Origin of the sequence: Limnobaculum zhutongyuii (genome assembly GCF_004295645.1) — a bacterium.
GTDB lineage: Bacteria > Pseudomonadota > Gammaproteobacteria > Enterobacterales > Enterobacteriaceae > Limnobaculum > Limnobaculum zhutongyuii.
The window spans coordinates 961553-978591 of sequence record NZ_CP034752.1 but is presented as its reverse complement, the minus strand read 5'-3'; the positions used below and the strand labels follow the sequence as shown (position 1 = coordinate 978591).

Here is a 17039-nt window from a genome sequence, read left to right as displayed (position 1 = left end):
CTATTTACTTCGGAAGATATACCTGCGGTTCGAGTTTTTGCATAAATACGCTCAATGATTCAGCCAGCGTTTCCCGCTTAGTGGTGCCAAAATGTTCAAGCACTACCTCACCAGACAGATTACACAGAGAGACCATTTCCATTTCTGAATCTGTCGTAGCAATAAATAGCGTAGGAACCAGTTTTAACCTGCGCTGTGTCACCAGATGCCCAATCAGATTTTCCTGCAGTCGAATGAAGTCTTCATCACTCCAAACCTGAATCAGCGATAGTTCCAGGCCGTCAAAACGAGCGGCCATATCTCCGGCATATTGTGAGGTATAAAATTGAGCGCCCTCTTCTCTTAGCGATATATTCAGTGCACGTTCAACATTAGCCAGAGAGGGCTCAGAGCCAAAAGGTTGAGGTAACCAGAGCACAGACTCATCCTGAGTACGAACAATGCAAGGAGAGGCTACGCCATACAGCATTTCACTGGCAGGTTCATGGCCCGTCTTTTGCTGCCACAAATTAATAAAAGAGGTGGTGAACTGGGTTAAAGCGGAGATTACGGGATATGTCATATTTATCTCAAAGATTGCGTTACACTATATGGCAAATTTTCAATGATTATAGCGTTATTCCCTCTCGGGGGTAACCGTGGAGTAAGAGTATGACTTCCCATTATCAAGATAATCAGGCGCTATCAGCCCTTACACTGGGTAAAGAAACCGCCTATATCGACCATTATGACGCCTCGTTACTACAGCCTGTTCCGCGCAGTTTGAATCGTGATCCACTGGGATTAAGCGCTACCGCCCTGCCTTTTCACGGCGCTGATATCTGGACGCTATACGAACTCTCCTGGCTTAACAGCCGCGGGTTGCCGCAGGTGGCCGTTGGTGAAGTTCATATTGATGCAAACAGCATAAATCTGGTTGAGTCAAAAAGTTTTAAACTTTATCTCAACAGCTTCAATCAAACCTCGCTTGACAGTTGGGAAGATGTTCAGCAGGTACTCACGCGTGATTTATCGCTGTGTGCTCAAGGCAATGTCAGCGTCAAACTGTTTCGTCTGGAGCAGTTGACCGGTGAGAGCATTGGCGCTTTTGATGGCGAATGTATTGACGATCAACCCATCGAAATTACCCACTACGACTTTGATGATAAATTGCTGGAACGGGCGACAGAGAAAGACACTCCCCTGGTTGAAGAAACGTTGGTCAGTCACCTGCTAAAATCCAACTGTCTGATTACTCACCAGCCTGACTGGGGTTCAGTAGAGATTCGCTATCGTGGTCCCCAAATTAACCGCGAGGCACTGTTGCGCTATATTGTCTCTTTCCGTCACCATAACGAATTTCATGAACAGTGCGTAGAACGCATCTTCAATGATATTCAACGCTATTGCCATCCTGAAAGCCTCAGCGTGTATGCCCGTTATACTCGCAGGGGTGGGCTGGACATTAATCCTTATCGGACAAATACTCAATTTGAACCCCAGACCAAACGGCTGGCCAGACAATAGCCTGAATAGCTTGTCCAAAGTATAAAAACAACAGAGATAGTGCGATAAATCATAATATTAAGTGATACTTCGCAATATTTATGTAAATGACAGTAAAAAGCACAAGATTACCGTGAATGGTTTCCAGAACATCAGTAAAGTAGGGAGACTTAGGTAAAAACGGTAAGTACTATTATCTGAACAAACAGAAAAGCTTGCCGTTACTCTTTTAGCAAACTTTTCAATAACCTCAACGTTAGGGAGTTGGTTTGATTACACATATTAGCCCACCATTAGGTTCTATGGACCTGCTGTCACAGCTTGAGGTGGATACATTAAAAAGAACTGCCAGCAGTAATCTCTATCATTTATTTCGTAATTGTTCGTTGGCTGTACTGAATGCCGGCAGCAAAACAGACAACAGTAAAGAGTTACTGGACCGTTATAAATCATTTGATATTAACGTTCTGCGTCGGGAGCGCGGCGTTAAGCTAGAGCTGATTAATCCACCAGAAGAAGCCTTCGTCGATGGGCGCCTGATCCATTCAATCCAGGCTAACCTGTTTGCGGTTTTACGCGACATTCTGTTTGTTCATGGTCAGCTTACTCAGGCATTACAACACCAGAGAATGGATCCTGATAATTCAGTTCATTTAACTAATCTGGTATTTTTCATCTTGCGCAACGCACGTGCCCTGCACGTTGGTGAAGAGCCCAATATGGTCGTTTGCTGGGGCGGACACTCAATTAACGAAACTGAGTATCTGTATGCCCGTAAAGTAGGCAATCAATTAGGGTTACGTAAACTCAATATCTGTACCGGATGTGGCCCGGGAGCTATGGAAGCACCAATGAAAGGTGCTGCGGTTGGTCATGCCCAACAAGCTTACAAAGATAGCCGGTTTATTGGTTTAACCGAGCCATCAATTATTGCCGCTGAGCCACCGAATCCATTAGTTAATGAACTGCTCATCATGCCGGACATTGAAAAACGTCTGGAAGCTTTTGTGCGCATTGCTCACGGTATTGTGATTTTCCCTGGCGGTGTTGGTACCGCAGAGGAATTGCTTTATCTGCTAGGCATCCTGATGAACCCGGAAAATAAGGATCAGAAACTTCCGCTGGTACTTACTGGTCCAAAAGAGAGTGCCGATTATTTCGAAGTGCTGGACCAGTTTGTCCAGAGTACTTTAGGTGAACAGGCACGTAAGCACTATAAAATCATCATCGACGATCCGGAAGAAGTGGCTCGAGTAATGAAAAACGGTATGTCCGCGGTAAAAGAAAACCGCCGTGCGACCGGGGATGCCTACAGCTTTAACTGGTCCATTAAGATTGCCCCAGACCTACAGCACCCATTTGAACCAAGCCATGAAAATATGGCCAACCTGAACCTTTACCCTAATCAGCCACCAGAGCAATTAGCGGCGGCACTACGCAGAGCCTTTTCTGGCATAGTCGCAGGGAACGTAAAAGATGTGGGTATTCAGGCTATTGAGCAATATGGCCGCTACAAGATTCATGGCGATCCACAAATGATGAAAGACATGGACAAACTACTGCAAGGCTTTGTGGCACAACACCGCATGAAGTTGCCGGGTTCGGTTTATACCCCTTGTTATGAGATCTGTACTTAATCAACCTCGCGCCATAACCATTAACTCTGCCGGAGATGACTCCGGCAGCTTACGGATAAGCGAAACCTATGCCTATACACCTGTTGATTGTCGATGCCCTCAACCTGATTCGCCGTATTCATGCGGTACAGGATTCCCCTTGCGCGCCCACTTGTGTACGCGCTCTGGAACAGCTTATTCAGCACAGCAGTCCTACCCATGCCGTTGCCGTTTTTGATGATGAACAACGCAATACTGGTTGGCGTCATACGCTGTATCCCGACTATAAGGCGGGTCGTTCGCCAATGCCGGAGTCGCTGGTACATGAATTACCACAGCTAAAAACAGCATTCGAACAGGCTGGTGTAACATGTTGGCAATCCAGCGGAGATGAAGCGGACGATCTGGCCGCAACGCTGGCGCATCATATCAGCCAGAGAGGCTACCAGGTGACCATCGTGTCAACAGATAAAGGTTATTGCCAACTGTTAGCGCCTACCTTACGTATTCGCGACTATTTTCAAAAACGCTGGCTGGATGTTCCCTTTATTGAACAGGAATTTGGCGTTAAACCAGCTCAATTAACTGATTTCTGGGGACTGGCAGGTATTAGCAGCAGTAAGATCCCTGGCATCGCAGGAATTGGCCCCAAAGCGGCGGCAACGCTACTTAGCCAGTATGAAACGCTGGATGGCATTTACCAACAGATAGATAGCGTACCGGATAAATGGCGTAAGAAGTTAATTGAACATAAAGATCTGGCTTATCTGTGCCGGGAAATCGCCACGTTAAAGCAAGATATCCATTTAGAGGGAAATCTTCAGCAGCTTAGACTAAATGACAATAAGATGAATGAAGATAGCCCCAATTAAACAAAAAGCCCCGCAGTATTTTTACCACAGGGCTAAATTGTACGCTCTTTTATCAACGCTTAATCGCGCTCATCACGTCGACCGGGTATTGAAGCCCAAATACGACGAACATGAACCGTAACCTCTTCACGATCGTGATAAAGCTGCTTTGCATTAATTTGTGCGTTAATGCCATTCTCTTTTAGCTTATCTTCAATGGCTTTTAAATTCTGACACACTTCTTCGTAGCGCTTTTTCATTGGTAGCTTCAGGTTGAAGATGGCCTCGCGGCACCAACCCTTGATTAGCCAGTCAGCCATCAGGTTAGCCACTCGCCAGGGTTTTTCCACCATGTCGCACACCACCCAATAGTTTGTTGAGTTGCTCGGTTCATAGCGGAATCCATCTTCACGATGATGGGTTACCTGGCCGGTATCCATAATGCTTTGAGCCATAGGGCCATTATCTACCGCATCTATCATCATGCTGCGCTGAACTAACTGATAGGTCCAACCGCCAGGGCAGGCACCAAGATCGACCGCTCTCATACCGCTGGCTAAACGTTCTTCCCATTCATCGGCAGGAATAAACACATGAAATGCTTCTTCCAGCTTAAGGGTTGAACGGCTGGGAGCCTCTGCCGGAAATTTCAGACGAGGGATGCCCATAAAGAACGGTGAATTATTGTTGCTGTATGAGTAGCCAACATAGCAGCAACCGCTGGCAATAAAAAACACATGAACCACCGGGCGACGCAAATTCTCTTTCGCCAGCATAATTCCGCGTTCACGCATGACCTGTCGTAATGGTACCGTCAGTTTGCGACAAAACTTCAATAGCTCTTTGCCATCATTCGTATCAGGTACTTCTACCCGTACTTCACCGGCATTCTCTACCACGCCCTGTATCATGCCGACGATAGGAGAAACACGATCTTCTACCGGTAAATCTTTCAACAGATCGCCAACAACCAGCATCTGACGGGCAAAAATTAGCGAACTAAAAGGAAGCTCTTTTACCAGACGATCCGCATCTTCATGCTGATAACATTCAAACAGCACATAGCCACTGTTATCTTTGACCCGGGGAAAGCCATAAACTTCCAGCTTAGCCGCTTTTTCTGTAATCTCTGCCGCACATTCTTTCTCGAATCCCGGGCGACAATACAACGCTACTTTATTCACTATTCAACCTTTTTACTCAGGCGTAATGCACCAACCAGCAGCAGAGCCCAACCAATTAAAAAACAAAAACCGCCAAGTGGCGTGATATAAGGCCACATGCCAATAGAAGTCAGCGCCAGCCAATACAGGCTTCCGCTAAACAACACCATACCTACGGCAAGAAAAGCCGCGCTGCGTCTGAACCAAATGTTATCCCGAAACTGGACAGCAACCCCTAAAGCTAATAATGCCAGAGTATGCATCCCCTGATAATCAAGACCGGTACGCAGCCACGCCATTTGCTTAACATCCAGAATCTTACTCAAACCGTGAGCACCAAACGCCCCAAGAGATACAAAAATAAAGCCGCTTATGGCGGCAAGTACCAGAATCCAACGACTATTCATTGTCATTTATACCTTTAAATGTAAGCGCTATAGCCAAACCTGCTGGAATTCTACCGGTAAATCCAACTTTATATAATCACTGTTTTGATTTTTGATGAGATCTATTCTTCATAGCGCAGATAAACGCTCTGCTGCTCGCTACTGGCAAGTGCCAGAATCCACTCACGAAACGAGGCAATTTTACCTAATTCGGCCTGACTCTCATGACACACCAAATAGAATGCATTTTTACTGGCTAATGCATGATTAAATGGACAAACCAAACGACCTGATTCAATTTCCGCTAATGCCAGAACGTTATTTACCACTGCCACACCCTGACCATGAACGGCAGCCTGAACCACCATTGCCGTATGGCTAAAAATCGGCCCCTGCTGCACATTGATATGCTGCAAGCCTAACTGTCGAATATATGCCTGCCAGTCTCGTCGGGAGGCATCATGCAACAAAGTATGATGCTCCAGCGCCTCTGGCGAGGTCAGCGGATGGGCACCCATCATCAACGTAGGAGAACAGACCGGAATCAAATACTCAGCATACAGCGCTTCAACTCTTAATCCCGACCAGTTACCGCGACCATAAAAAATTGCCACATCCACATCATCCGAGATTTTCCATTCATCGCGATCGATAGCCTGAATCCGTACGTCAATTTCCGGATGAAGTTGATGAAACCCTGACAGACGCGGTACCAGCCACTGAATAGCAAAACTGGTTGGAACGCTAACCGTTAATGCCCCTTTCGCACTGCGCACCTGTAATTTGCGTGTAGCTTCATTAAGAGAGGCAAAAATCTCTTTTATATCTAAATAATAACTTTGCCCTTCTTCCGTCAGCAACAGAGAGCGATTACGACGCCGAAAAAGCTTAAGGCCGAGAAAATCTTCCAACGATTTAATTTGATGGCTAACTGCGGCCTGTGTCACAAAAAGCTCTTCGGAAGCTTTAGTAAAGCTAAGGTGGCGAGCGGCGGAATCAAATACCCTTAATGCGTTTAATGGAGGTAATCGCTTCATAAGATTGATAATACTTCCCAGCTCTGGTGATAATTGGCGAATTGCTTAGCTATTTTAGCTATTCACGCATTAGTTTTTCTAATGCGTTACATTATAAATTGTCCGTTGTACATATACCAGCAAATACCTATAGTGATGGCACTTCCTAAGCCGGAACGAAAAATGTGTTTTTTGAATGAAGGGCGCATTTTGGCTTTGTGGTTGTGATGTTGTGTTTGCTAATTTTCCTGACATTTGTCAGGTGCAATCATTAATTCACTGATTCACTGATTTCTTTGGGTTAATGATGATTTTATTTTCTGAACATTTACCCTGTCTGTCCATAGTGATTACAGTAGCACCGCCAAGGCGGTGCTTTTTTTTATTCTGTTTTTGAACAAGCAACGATGTAATTAGTATTGCTGCTTAACATACTCTTTCATTTCGCTCTGTTTTATCTGCTTTTCACCGTCAAAGCGGGTTTCATAAGTCACCATACCGGTGCTCTCATCAACCTGTGGCTCTCCCACCGTGATAACTTTTGTGCCATCTTGCATAGTCATCTCATAATGGCTGGAACAGCCAGCTAAGCCTAACGTGAGAGCCAGTGCGGCAGAGGCAAGAATAAAACGTTTCATAAACTATTCCTTACGGTTAAACAGGTTGTACCCTAAATAATTCGAGGGCAGGAACGCAACCAACGTACCTGCAACTTGAAGTATGGCTGGCATATTACGTCAGATAAAAGCCATACCATCATCTTAAATCTCTTTAACTATCTTCTGAAAAGCCTCTGACTGCAAATAAAATTAGCGGCAATTAATGGTGTTCTTTCAACTCGCGGCTAGTACAATCAGAGTTATTGCAGACAAATGCTATCAACATTTAATACCCACAGCGAATGGCCTCCTATGAAATCGTTTAATCCAGATTTATTTCGCCAACAGTTTCCAGCTCTGAGTGAAGCAGGATGTTATCTGGACAGTGCAGCAACCGCACTTAAACCTCTGTCAATGATTAACGCAACCAAAGAATACTATGCCCATAATGGCGCCACCGTGCATCGTAGCGCCCATACGGCTGCGCAACAGGCTACCGAGCTGTTTGATAACGCCCGCCGATTAGTGGCCCAACTACTTAATGCCGCCAGTGAACAGCAAATCGTCTGGACTAAAGGCACAACTGAAGCCATTAATCTGGTTGCTCAAAGCTATGCCCGGCCCCGCCTGCAACCGGGCGATGAGATCATTGTCACCGAGTCAGAACACCACTCGAACCTTATTCCGTGGCTCATGGTTGCCAAACAGACTGGTGCAAAAGTGGTTAAATTACCACTCAATAAGTGGTTTATGCCCGACCTCAGCCAGTTACCAACATTGCTAACCAGTAAAACTAAAATTCTGGCTATCGGCCATATGTCTAACGTCACCGGAGGTTGCCCGGACCTGCGAATGGCCATCACGCTGGCTCATCAAAATGGCGTTATTGTTATGGTGGATGGCGCACAAGGTGTAGTGCACTCGCCACCGGATGTTCAACAATTGGATGTCGACTTCTATGCTTTCTCGGCCCATAAACTCTATGGCCCAACCGGCATTGGGGCACTGTACGGTAAAGCGGCACTATTAGCTGAAATGTCCCCCTGGCAGGGCGGCGGAAAAATGCTGACTCAGGCATCCTTCGATGGTTTTGAAGCTCAGCCTGTTCCTGAATGTTTTGAGGCAGGTACACCTAACATTGCCGGTGTGATCGGGGTTGGTGCCACTTTGTCATGGCTTAATACTCAGGATGTTGCTGAAGCAGAGCGTTATGCCTGTGCGCTGGCCCAAGCCGCCTACGATCAGTTGTCATCCATTCCTGGTTTTATCAGCTATCGGGCACCCGGCAGTAGCCTGCTGGCATTTAATATTGAAGGCTTTCACCACAGTGATGTTGCTACTTTGCTTTCAGAACAAGGCGTAGCGATTCGCTCCGGACAGCATTGTGCTCAACCGCTGCTGGATGCCATTGGAGTAAGCGGCACGCTGAGGGCTTCCTTTGCCCCTTACAATCAACTGGCCGATGTAGATCGGTTGTATGATGCGTTAACCCACGCACTTTCACTACTGGAGTAATCATGCTGGCCCCACACCCTTTTGGTACCGATATTGGTACAGAACAACTGCTCAACCTGTTTAGTGATAAAAAGCAGTGGGAAGATCGCTATCGCCAGCTTATCCAGCTATCAAAGCTGTTACCGCCGTTGCCGGAAGCATTAAAACAGCAACAACTGGAACTAAAAGGCTGTGAAAACCGGGTCTGGTTGGGACATCAACTCAATGAAGATGGTACTCTGCACTTCTACGGCGACAGCGAAGGAAGAATTGTAAAAGGCATTCTGGCGATCCTGCTCGCCCAAATTGAAGGCCAAACGCCACAGAGCATTGTGAAACTCGACCTGATGCAATTATTCGATCGGCTCGGAATTCACCAACAGCTCAGCGCTTCCCGCTCTCAGGGGTTGGATTCGCTGGTTAACACCATAGAGAAAATAGCCCTTCTCTATATTTAATAGCGTGAGGTTTTATTCACTCACACTAACGTTATCTCAAGGATGAATAATGAAAATTATCCAGGCACTACTGCTATCAGTCTCATTAAGTTTCGCCGCCCATGCCAGCATGGAAATGACCACGGTTGAACCCATTAAAGGACAAATCTCTATCGATGTCCCTAAAGGGTTTACTTTGATGGCTGACGATATGTTGAAACGCAAATATCCTTCAGAAAACCGGCCTAAAATTGTTTACACCAATGAATCAGGTACGGTGAATGTTGCGGTTAACCATACCCAAATGCCGCTGGATGACAACAAACTGGATGGCTTAAAAGACTTTATGCTGGAAAGTATGAAGAATTACCAACCTCAGGCAAAAGAGGTAATGGTAGATAACAAGAAGGCCTACATTCTTGATTTTATCTCCCGTGCGACAGATACCGATATCCATAACCTGATGTTAATCACCCCTTATAATGGCACTGTGCTCTTCGTAACGTTTAATACCACGAAAGAAGAGGAAGCCAACTATCTGGAAGCCGGAAAGTCATCATTGATGTCGATAAAATTTAAATAATGATTTGAATATATAGCCTGTAGAGGCGAGTGTTTTTCTACGCCACAGGCTATAACTCATTATTTCAGCTACTGATTTCTTGCCGCTTTGGCCAACATCTTTTTCAGCGCATGAGAAACCGCAACAAAACCAAATGATGCAGTAACCATGGTAATCGCGCCAAACCCTGAAGCACAATCCATTCTTTTCGGCCCTTCTGCAGTACTTTTTACCGCACAAACGCTACCGTCAGCCTGTGGATACACCAACTGTTCAGTTGAAAATACGCAGTCGATACCCAGCTTACCTTTGCCATTTTTAACCACGCCAAAATCACTTTTCAGACGTTCACGAAGTTTCGCTGCCAGCGGGTCCTGAATGGTTTTTGCCAAATCAACCACCTGAATTTGTGTCGGGTCGATCTGTCCCCCGGCACCTCCGGTGGTCACTACCGGAATTTTATTGCGGCGACAATAAGCCAGTAATGCGGCTTTAGGGCGAATGCTGTCAATAGCATCAATAACATAGTCAAACTGCTTAGTCAGATATTCAGCCACGTTATCAGCGGTAATAAAGTCATCAATACAGGTCACTTCACATTCTGGATTGATTTCAGCAATCCGGCGAGCCATCACTTCACCTTTAGGTTGTCCTACCGTCTGGCGTAGTGCATGAATTTGGCGGTTAGTATTAGTAACACAGACATCATCCATATCAATCAATGTGATATGGCCAATACCGCTACGAGCCAGTGCTTCTGCCGCCCAGGAACCCACACCACCAATGCCAATAACACAAACGTGAGCCTGTGAAAAAAGTGTCAGCGCAGACTGCCCATACAAACGGGCAACGCCACTAAAACGTTGTAAATAGGCATCGGAGTAGACAGCAGACATGGTGACCTCATATTGGGTATAGCATTGGGTTGCCAGATAACAGGTTCCGCAAACCAGAAACGGATTTGATAACGATATATATGCGGCGAGGAGTAGGATATATCCCACTCCCCGCCGATAAGTTTAATGGATTTAACAACAGGAGAAAAATAGTCTGTTGTTAAATGTTTCGTGGTAGTCGATTAATTCGATGCCGATAAAAGCGGTGAATCAGAAGGCGCGCTCAGCACCCACACCCGTCCATAGTGATTATAAAAACCTGCCGCATGTCCGGCTTCATCACCAATACCCTGATAAATATCAAAGTGATGGCCTTTAATAGCACCACCCACATCCAGTGCGATCATCAGACGCATTTCATACTTACCGGTAAACTTACCATTATTATCCAGTAAAGGAACCTCAGCCAGAATGGTGGTGCCCGGCGGAATCAATGTTTTATCTGAAGCCACTGACGCCTTGGCGATCAATGGAACCGCACTGGCTCCTTTCACCGGCGCAGAATGTCGTGGTTTAAAGAACACAAAGGAAGGATTTTGCTCCAGCAATTCTCTGACTTCTGCTTCACTATGTTGTTCTGTCCAACGTTTGATAGCCTGCATGGACATCTCTTCACGCGGCACTTCATTACGGTCAATCAGCACTTTACCAATACTGTTATAAGCACGTCCGTTTTTACCAGAATAGGCAAAGAATACCAGAGGCGTGCCATCACCAAAGTCAACATAGGCGCTGCCCTGCACTTCCATCATGAAGTTATCCACTAATGAATTGCTATAAGCTAACTCCAGATTTAAGCCATCGAGCGCACCGGCGTAAATGCCTGCACGATCGGGTAAACGACGCATATTCTTACTTTTCTTTGGCATCGCATACAGAGGGTATTTAAACTCGCCCTGACGGGTGTGACGGGCATGAATCACTGGCGTGTAATAGCCGGTAAACTGAACGTTTCCGTAGTTATCCACCCCTTCCATTTGATAAGCGCCAAGCTTGAACTGGGATAGCTGAGGGCCTTCTGCGCCAGAGACCATCCACTGAAAAATTGCCTGATAGGTATCACGGTGTTTGTTATACAGCGACGGAGAAACCTGACTAATTTCATAAACCTGTTGAGCAAAATCTTTACCGTTAACCGGTTTGTTTTTAGCATTTGGGTTATTGACTAAACCAAATGTATGACTCAGCTTACCGTCTTTATATTGTTGTCCACGATCGGTCGGCCGTGACTCACATCCTGCAAGTAACGCAATAACGACACCACCCAGTATAAATTTTACCCAACGTCCTTTCATTATATCGCCGCCTACCTTTGATTAACCGCTGATCTGTTGCTGTGGAACAATACCAAAGCCTCCAGTATAAAGGAAAGCGCTTATAAAAAAAGTAACGATAACGAAATGATGAAAAGTTAATCAATCGTAAAATTCAAACCTACTATTTTGTTATTTTAAAGAAAAATAGCTTGCAACCTGAACCACAGAGAGTATTATGCGCCTCCTACGGACGCGGGGTGGAGCAGCCTGGTAGCTCGTCGGGCTCATAACCCGAAGGTCGTCAGTTCAAATCTGGCCCCCGCAACCAACTTAATACTATGCCAAGGTATTAAGGCAGAAACATCTTCTGTTGTAGCATCAAGTCTTATTCGGACGCGGGGTGGAGCAGCCCGGTAGCTCGTCGGGCTCATAACCCGAAGGTCGTCAGTTCAAATCTGGCCCCCGCAACCAATCCGATATATTTCGTGCTAGCGTATTAAAACAGAAATGAGTTCTATTGTAGTATCAAGTCTTTTTCGGACGCGGGGTGGAGCAGCCCGGTAGCTCGTCGGGCTCATAACCCGAAGGTCGTCAGTTCAAATCTGGCCCCCACAACCAATCCGAATCATTAATCTCCTACTCCCTTCCAGCATTTATTTTCTTATCAGCTTTATCGCTATTTTCCTGTGCTACGCTTAAATTCAGTCAGTTAGAATTTTGGTTGTTTATACGGGTAACTTATTGATGAAAATGTCCCCATTTGCTTTTAGTCTGACAGACTGGAGTAATGTAGAAAAAACTGAACATCAGGGTGAGACAGGCACTGCCTGGTGGCAAACCCGCTTTTTCGGTGAAGAACAAAATAAAATTCGTGTTCGGCTGGTTGAGTATTCTGCAGAATATCTTGCTGATCACTGGTGTAGCAAAGGGCACGTGCTGTTCTGTCTGGAAGGTGAGCTGGAAACGACGCTTGATGATGGACGTAAGTTCGTACTAACACCGGGGGTAAGCTATCAGGTTGGTGACAATGCCGAAGCGCATCAATCCTATACCAAAACCGGTGCTCGCCTGCTAATCGTTGATTAATATTTTATCGTTGCAAAATAGGCCTTAATACCGGCAAAAACGGATTCAGCGATCTGCTGTTGGAATTTTGCCGTTTTCAACTTGCGCTCCTCTTCCAGATTGGAAATAAACGCAGTCTCAATCAGAATAGAGGGAATATCCGGCGCTTTAAGTACCGCAAATCCGGCCTGTTCAATTTTATTCTTATGCAGCTTGTTTACCCGCCCCATACGCGTCAGTACTTCTTTACCAAATTTAAGGCTGCTATTGATAGTAGCGGTTTGCACCAGATCGAAAATTGTGTGGTCAAGGTAACGGTCACCACTTTTACTCACCCCACCGATCTGATCCGCTTCGTTCTGAGTTTGTGCCAGATACTTAGCCGCGCTGCTGGTTGCTCCCTTGGTAGACAAAGCAAACACCGAAGAGCCATTAGCTGAACGGTTAGTAAAAGCATCCGCATGAATAGAGATAAACAAATCTGCCTTTTGCGCTCTGGCTTTAGCTACCCGTACTTTTAAAGGTATAAACACGTCTTCATTGCGGGTCATATATACCTTCATCCCCGGCTCTTTCTGGATCAGGGTACGTAAACGGCGTGCAATTTGCAGAACAATATTCTTCTCTTTGGTGCCACGCTTGCCAATAGCGCCCGGATCCTCGCCACCATGTCCCGGATCGAGCATGATAACCAGAGGACGGTCACGCCCCGCCTTTCCAGCCTGTGGAGATGAAGTCGGCTGCTCTTTTTCCAACTCGCCCAGATTGTACTCTTTCAACAGCGCCAGCAGCGGATCGTCAGGTTCTGAAGAGCCGCCGTTAGCCGGATACAGATCAACCACCAGACGGTTTTTAAATTCAGCAATCGGCTTTAAGGTAAACAGATTAGGATTAATATTTTGCTTTAATTCCAGTACAAGACGAACAGTATTGGGATCATGTTGCCCTACTCGCGCCAGTTTCAGATAAGGATCGTTATTTTGTACCTGACCAGAGACCGCTTTTAGCACACTGTTTAAATGGACATTCTCAATATCAATCACCAAACGATTCGGATTGGATAAAGCAAACTGCTTGTACTTTAACGGAATCGTTGACTCCAGCGTAACTCGCGTATAGGTCGAAGAAGGCCATACGCGCACCGCAACAATGCTGGCCGCAGAGGCAGCAATGCCAACGCCACTTACACTCAATAACCACGTCGCAGCGGCTCCCTGCAACAAACGGCGGCGTAAATAATTGGGCTTAGAGCTAGACATGATTCTCCGAAATAAAACAAACGACGGTTGTACCGATAAAATAAAGCTGGCGTAAAACTCTACCGAAGTGAAGCTGTGCTGTCACGTTTTACATGCGTGTTATCTGCTTGTGAGCATAACTTTGATATGAAAATACGTGAAAATAAGCACATAATGCTTAAACGCGCCGAAGACTAATCAATTTTATTCAGTTCGTCTATTGAATAATCCCTCACTAAATCACTTTTGAATAAATTTTCTACTTGCCAGAACACCTCAAATAGAATAAAAATACAAAAATTACGAATTATTATGCAATAGAGGTTAATCATGAAGGAACGCAGCACTGAATTGGTTGAAGGCTTTCGCCATTCGGTTCCTTATATTAATGCCCACCGGGGCAAGACCTTTGTCATCATGTTAGGTGGCGAGGCCATTGAGCATGATAATTTCGGCAATATCATCAGTGATATAGGCTTACTTCATAGTCTGGGTATTCAACTGGTGGTGGTCTATGGCGCTCGTCCACAAATCGATGCCAACCTGGCGGTACACAATAAGCCCTCGGTTTACCACAAACACACCCGGGTAACTGACGCTGAATCGCTGGAGCTGGTAAAGCAAGCCGCCGGTCGTCTTCAGCTGGATATCACCGCCCGCCTCTCCATGAGTCTGAATAATACTCCATTGCAGGGTGCTCATATCAACGTCGTCAGCGGTAATTTCGTAATCTCCCAGCCTTTGGGGGTGGATGATGGCATCGACTACTGCCATAGCGGACGTATACGCCGGATTGATGAAGAAGCTATTCAACGCCAGTTAAGCAGCGGAGCGATCGTCCTGTTAGGGCCAGTGGCGGTTTCTGTTACCGGCGAGAGTTTTAATCTCACTTCAGAAGAGGTAGCAACTCAACTGGCTATCAAGCTGAAAGCGGAGAAAATGATTGGTTTCTGTTCTTCCCAAGGGGTAGAAGACGAAAAGGGAAATATTCTGCCTGAACTGTTTCCTAACGATGCACAGACCTATCTGGATCAGCATGAAGCTCAGGGTGATTACAACTCCGGTACGGTACGCTTTCTGCGTGGTGCAATCAAAGCCTGCCGCAGTGGGGTTCGTCGCTGCCATTTGATTAGCTATCAGGAAAGCGGAGCGCTATTGCAAGAGCTATTCTCCCGCGATGGTATCGGTACGCAAATCGTTATGGAGAGTGCGGAACAGGTACGTCGGGCAACCATTCGCGATATTGGCGGTATCCTGGAGCTGATTCGCCCTCTGGAACAACAGGGCATTCTGGTTCGCCGTTCAAGAGAGCAGTTGGAGATGGAAATTGATAAATTCACCATCATCGAACGAGATAATATGACCATCGCCTGCGCGGCTCTCTATCCTTTCCCGGAAGAAAAAATTGGTGAAATGGCCTGCGTTGCCGTTCATCCCAACTACCGCAGTTCATTACGCGGTGAAATACTGCTGGAGAAAATCAGCGGACAAGCACGCCTGATGGGGCTGGAGAAGCTGTTTGTACTCACAACCCACAGTATTCACTGGTTCCAGGAACGTGGATTTATGCCAGCGGACATCGATGTTCTGCCAATGAAAAAGCAGGCTTTATACAATTACCAGCGGCGGTCTAAAATTTTAGTTACGCCGGTTTAAGTTTTAGTAACCTTTCTGGATTTTACCGGATGGCCTCAGGCCATCCGGTAATGTTTTTCAGATTGTGGGCGAACTTATCTCTTTAAATTTCAGTAAACATTCCGGGCATAAAAGCGATAAAAAATACCGTCCCCGTCCCCGGCAGAAAAGGCCTGTTTCCCATCTTCAGCCTGTATCAACTACACTTCAGACATCGTTAACTGAATACTCATTTGATAATAATACTCATTTACATTGATGCCACACATTCATATCAGGTACACTCTGCATAGCAATAAAGCTATCCCTCTGATTATCCTGACGAATAGAAAGGTTATATAATGAAAAAAATCTTCTCTCTGTTGGCTGCGACTACGCTGCTGACCACGCTGGCAGGCTGTGACCAGAAATCAGCAACCAGTGATGCGATAACGCCAGCAACCACCCAAACGCAGTCGCAACCAACCGCTGAACCAGAAACGAATACTGTTAAGGTCGACCATCCACAGGGAACGACCGAAGTGCATAAAAATCCAAATAATGTGGTCACATTTGATTTTGGTACACTGGATACTTTAGACGCGTTAGGTGTAACTTCAGTTCGCGCTCTGCCAACCAAAAGCATCCCGGCTTATTTGTCAAAGTATGCCAACGATAGCATTATCAATGCTGGCAATATGAAGCAGCCAGACCTTGAAGCCATTAAACCATTAAATCCTGAATTGATTATTATCACCGGCCGTCAGGGGAAATCTTACGAATCGTTAAGCGAAGTTGCACCCACCCTAAACTTAAGCATCAATAACAAACTCTATCTGGACTCATTTAAGAAAAATGTCCTGACCCTTGGACAAATCTTTGGCAAAACTGAACAGGCAGAAAACGGCTTAGCCGTGCTGGATAAGAAAATTGCCGAATCCAGAAAGAAAGCCGAAGCCTCTGGTCAAAGTGCTATCGTATTGGTGCACTACAATGGCAAACTTTCCGCTTCTGCCACCAATGGCTACGCCACCATTATTCATCAGGTGCTTGGGGTTAAAAAAGCGGATACCAATCTGGGTGAAGAACGTCAGTCCGGTACTCCAGATTATTTACTGGAAAAAAATCCTGACATCATCTTTATTGTCGACCGCAATGAAGCCATTGGTGAAGGCAAAATGGATCGTAGTCTGATGGAAGATGACAAAATTAAGCAAACTAACGCGTTTCGTAAAGGCAAGATTGTCTATCTCAAGCCTGACTTATGGTATCTGTCCGGCGGCGGGTTGGAGAATTTAAGCCTGCAAATTGACGAAATTAATACCGCAATTCAATAATATTGACTCATGGCCGGCCAACAC

At 45.8% G+C, this 17039-nt stretch carries 17 protein-coding genes and 3 tRNA genes; 12 read left to right on the top strand and 8 right to left on the bottom strand.

The genetic code is table 11. The features are described 5' to 3' along the window. Window positions 1-4 precede the first annotated feature (4 nt). Window positions 5-562, bottom strand: a complete 558-nt coding sequence (gene syd / locus EKN56_RS03980) for a SecY-interacting protein (RefSeq protein ID WP_130590621.1) — start codon at window positions 560-562, stop codon at window positions 5-7. Between the two features lie 89 nt (window positions 563-651). On the opposite strand from syd, the gene queF reads away from it, so the two are divergent. From queF to xni, 3 genes are all read left to right on the top strand, one after another. Then, window positions 652-1506 carry an NADPH-dependent 7-cyano-7-deazaguanine reductase QueF gene (gene queF, locus EKN56_RS03975; RefSeq protein ID WP_130590620.1) on the top strand — a complete coding sequence of 285 codons (855 nt, stop codon included), beginning with the start codon at window positions 652-654 and terminating at the stop codon, window positions 1504-1506. 248 nt (window positions 1507-1754) lie between these two features. Further along, on the top strand, window positions 1755-3122 hold the full coding sequence (gene ppnN, locus EKN56_RS03970; RefSeq protein WP_130590619.1) for a nucleotide 5'-monophosphate nucleosidase PpnN: 1368 nt from the start codon (window positions 1755-1757) through the stop codon (window positions 3120-3122). Window positions 3123-3190: 68 nt separating this feature from the next. Beyond that, complete coding sequence (gene xni, locus EKN56_RS03965) at window positions 3191-3973, top strand: flap endonuclease Xni (RefSeq protein WP_130590618.1); 783 nt, start codon at window positions 3191-3193, stop codon at window positions 3971-3973. A gap of 59 nt (window positions 3974-4032) precedes the next feature. Here the strand turns inward: xni and rlmM are convergent, their stop codons facing one another. From rlmM to EKN56_RS03945, 4 genes are all read right to left on the bottom strand, one after another. Further along, on the bottom strand, window positions 4033-5136 hold the full coding sequence (rlmM, locus tag EKN56_RS03960) for a 23S rRNA (cytidine(2498)-2'-O)-methyltransferase RlmM (RefSeq protein ID WP_168189602.1): 1104 nt from the start codon (window positions 5134-5136) through the stop codon (window positions 4033-4035). Then, window positions 5136-5522, bottom strand: a complete 387-nt coding sequence (locus tag EKN56_RS03955) for a DUF423 domain-containing protein (RefSeq protein ID WP_130590616.1) — start codon at window positions 5520-5522, stop codon at window positions 5136-5138. The genes rlmM and EKN56_RS03955 overlap by 1 nt, the downstream gene beginning before the upstream one ends. Before the next feature lie 101 nt (window positions 5523-5623). After that, window positions 5624-6538 carry a transcriptional regulator GcvA gene (locus EKN56_RS03950; protein WP_130590615.1) on the bottom strand — a complete coding sequence of 305 codons (915 nt, stop codon included), beginning with the start codon at window positions 6536-6538 and terminating at the stop codon, window positions 5624-5626. A gap of 392 nt (window positions 6539-6930) precedes the next feature. Further along, entirely contained in the window at window positions 6931-7155 is a 225-nt protein-coding gene (locus EKN56_RS03945; protein ID WP_130590614.1) for a YgdI/YgdR family lipoprotein, read from the bottom strand. A 273-nt stretch (window positions 7156-7428) separates the two neighbouring features. On the opposite strand from EKN56_RS03945, the gene csdA reads away from it, so the two are divergent. The 3 genes from csdA to EKN56_RS03930 are packed head-to-tail and all read left to right on the top strand — an operon-like array spanning window position 7429 to window position 9630. Continuing rightward, a complete protein-coding gene (gene csdA, locus EKN56_RS03940; protein ID WP_130590613.1) occupies window positions 7429-8631 on the top strand; it encodes a cysteine desulfurase CsdA in 1203 nt (400 codons plus the stop codon). After that, window positions 8631-9068 carry a cysteine desulfurase sulfur acceptor subunit CsdE gene (gene csdE, locus EKN56_RS03935; RefSeq protein ID WP_130590612.1) on the top strand — a complete coding sequence of 146 codons (438 nt, stop codon included), beginning with the start codon at window positions 8631-8633 and terminating at the stop codon, window positions 9066-9068. The genes csdA and csdE overlap by 1 nt, the downstream gene beginning before the upstream one ends. Window positions 9069-9117: 49 nt before the next feature. Next, window positions 9118-9630, top strand: a complete 513-nt coding sequence (locus tag EKN56_RS03930; protein ID WP_130590611.1) for a hypothetical protein — start codon at window positions 9118-9120, stop codon at window positions 9628-9630. 68 nt (window positions 9631-9698) lie between these two features. Here the strand turns inward: EKN56_RS03930 and tcdA are convergent, their stop codons facing one another. Continuing rightward, complete coding sequence (tcdA, locus tag EKN56_RS03925) at window positions 9699-10505, bottom strand: tRNA cyclic N6-threonylcarbamoyladenosine(37) synthase TcdA (RefSeq protein WP_130590610.1); 807 nt, start codon at window positions 10503-10505, stop codon at window positions 9699-9701. A 182-nt stretch (window positions 10506-10687) separates the two neighbouring features. Beyond that, on the bottom strand, window positions 10688-11800 hold the full coding sequence (mltA, locus tag EKN56_RS03920) for a murein transglycosylase A (protein ID WP_130590609.1): 1113 nt from the start codon (window positions 11798-11800) through the stop codon (window positions 10688-10690). A gap of 212 nt (window positions 11801-12012) precedes the next feature. On the opposite strand from mltA, the gene EKN56_RS03915 reads away from it, so the two are divergent. The 4 genes from EKN56_RS03915 (at window position 12013) to EKN56_RS03900 (ending at window position 12847) form a co-directional block, all read left to right on the top strand. Beyond that, window positions 12013-12089 (top strand) — tRNA-Met (locus EKN56_RS03915). 66 nt (window positions 12090-12155) lie between these two features. Further along, window positions 12156-12232, top strand: a tRNA-Met gene (locus EKN56_RS03910). Window positions 12233-12302: 70 nt separating this feature from the next. Next, window positions 12303-12379, top strand: a tRNA-Met gene (locus EKN56_RS03905). A gap of 126 nt (window positions 12380-12505) precedes the next feature. Continuing rightward, window positions 12506-12847, top strand: coding sequence for a DHCW motif cupin fold protein (locus EKN56_RS03900; RefSeq protein ID WP_130590608.1), 342 nt, complete (start codon window positions 12506-12508; stop codon window positions 12845-12847). Here EKN56_RS03900 and amiC read toward each other — a convergent pair. Beyond that, window positions 12844-14085 carry an N-acetylmuramoyl-L-alanine amidase AmiC gene (gene amiC, locus EKN56_RS03895; protein ID WP_130590607.1) on the bottom strand — a complete coding sequence of 414 codons (1242 nt, stop codon included), beginning with the start codon at window positions 14083-14085 and terminating at the stop codon, window positions 12844-12846. The two genes, EKN56_RS03900 and amiC, sit on opposite strands and share 4 nt — an antisense overlap. 306 nt (window positions 14086-14391) lie before the next feature. Between amiC and argA the strand changes: the two genes are divergently transcribed. Next, window positions 14392-15720, top strand: a complete 1329-nt coding sequence (gene argA, locus EKN56_RS03890; protein ID WP_168189700.1) for an amino-acid N-acetyltransferase — start codon at window positions 14392-14394, stop codon at window positions 15718-15720. 320 nt (window positions 15721-16040) lie between these two features. Continuing rightward, the gene (locus tag EKN56_RS03885) at window positions 16041-17015 is read left to right on the top strand and encodes a siderophore ABC transporter substrate-binding protein (RefSeq protein WP_130590605.1); all 975 of its coding nucleotides are present in this window, start codon (window positions 16041-16043) and stop codon (window positions 17013-17015) included. Window positions 17016-17039: the final 24 nt, after the last annotated feature.

Bases quoted from the DNA above. Each gene is read 5' to 3' on its own strand.
- syd (WP_130590621.1), bottom strand. From the start codon at position 562: ATGACATATCCCGTAATCTCCGCTTTAACCCAGTTCACCACCTCTTTT.
- queF (WP_130590620.1), top strand. From the start codon at position 652: ATGACTTCCCATTATCAAGATAATCAGGCGCTATCAGCCCTTACACTG.
- xni (WP_130590618.1), top strand. From the start codon at position 3,191: ATGCCTATACACCTGTTGATTGTCGATGCCCTCAACCTGATTCGCCGT.
- EKN56_RS03955 (WP_130590616.1), bottom strand. From the start codon at position 5,522: ATGAATAGTCGTTGGATTCTGGTACTTGCCGCCATAAGCGGCTTTATT.
- EKN56_RS03950 (WP_130590615.1), bottom strand. From the start codon at position 6,538: ATGAAGCGATTACCTCCATTAAACGCATTAAGGGTATTTGATTCCGCC.
- EKN56_RS03945 (WP_130590614.1), bottom strand. From the start codon at position 7,155: ATGAAACGTTTTATTCTTGCCTCTGCCGCACTGGCTCTCACGTTAGGC.
- csdA (WP_130590613.1), top strand. From the start codon at position 7,429: ATGAAATCGTTTAATCCAGATTTATTTCGCCAACAGTTTCCAGCTCTG.
- EKN56_RS03930 (WP_130590611.1), top strand. From the start codon at position 9,118: ATGAAAATTATCCAGGCACTACTGCTATCAGTCTCATTAAGTTTCGCC.
- tcdA (WP_130590610.1), bottom strand. From the start codon at position 10,505: ATGTCTGCTGTCTACTCCGATGCCTATTTACAACGTTTTAGTGGCGTT.
- mltA (WP_130590609.1), bottom strand. From the start codon at position 11,800: ATGAAAGGACGTTGGGTAAAATTTATACTGGGTGGTGTCGTTATTGCG.
- EKN56_RS03900 (WP_130590608.1), top strand. From the start codon at position 12,506: ATGAAAATGTCCCCATTTGCTTTTAGTCTGACAGACTGGAGTAATGTA.
- amiC (WP_130590607.1), bottom strand. From the start codon at position 14,085: ATGTCTAGCTCTAAGCCCAATTATTTACGCCGCCGTTTGTTGCAGGGA.
- EKN56_RS03885 (WP_130590605.1), top strand. From the start codon at position 16,041: ATGAAAAAAATCTTCTCTCTGTTGGCTGCGACTACGCTGCTGACCACG.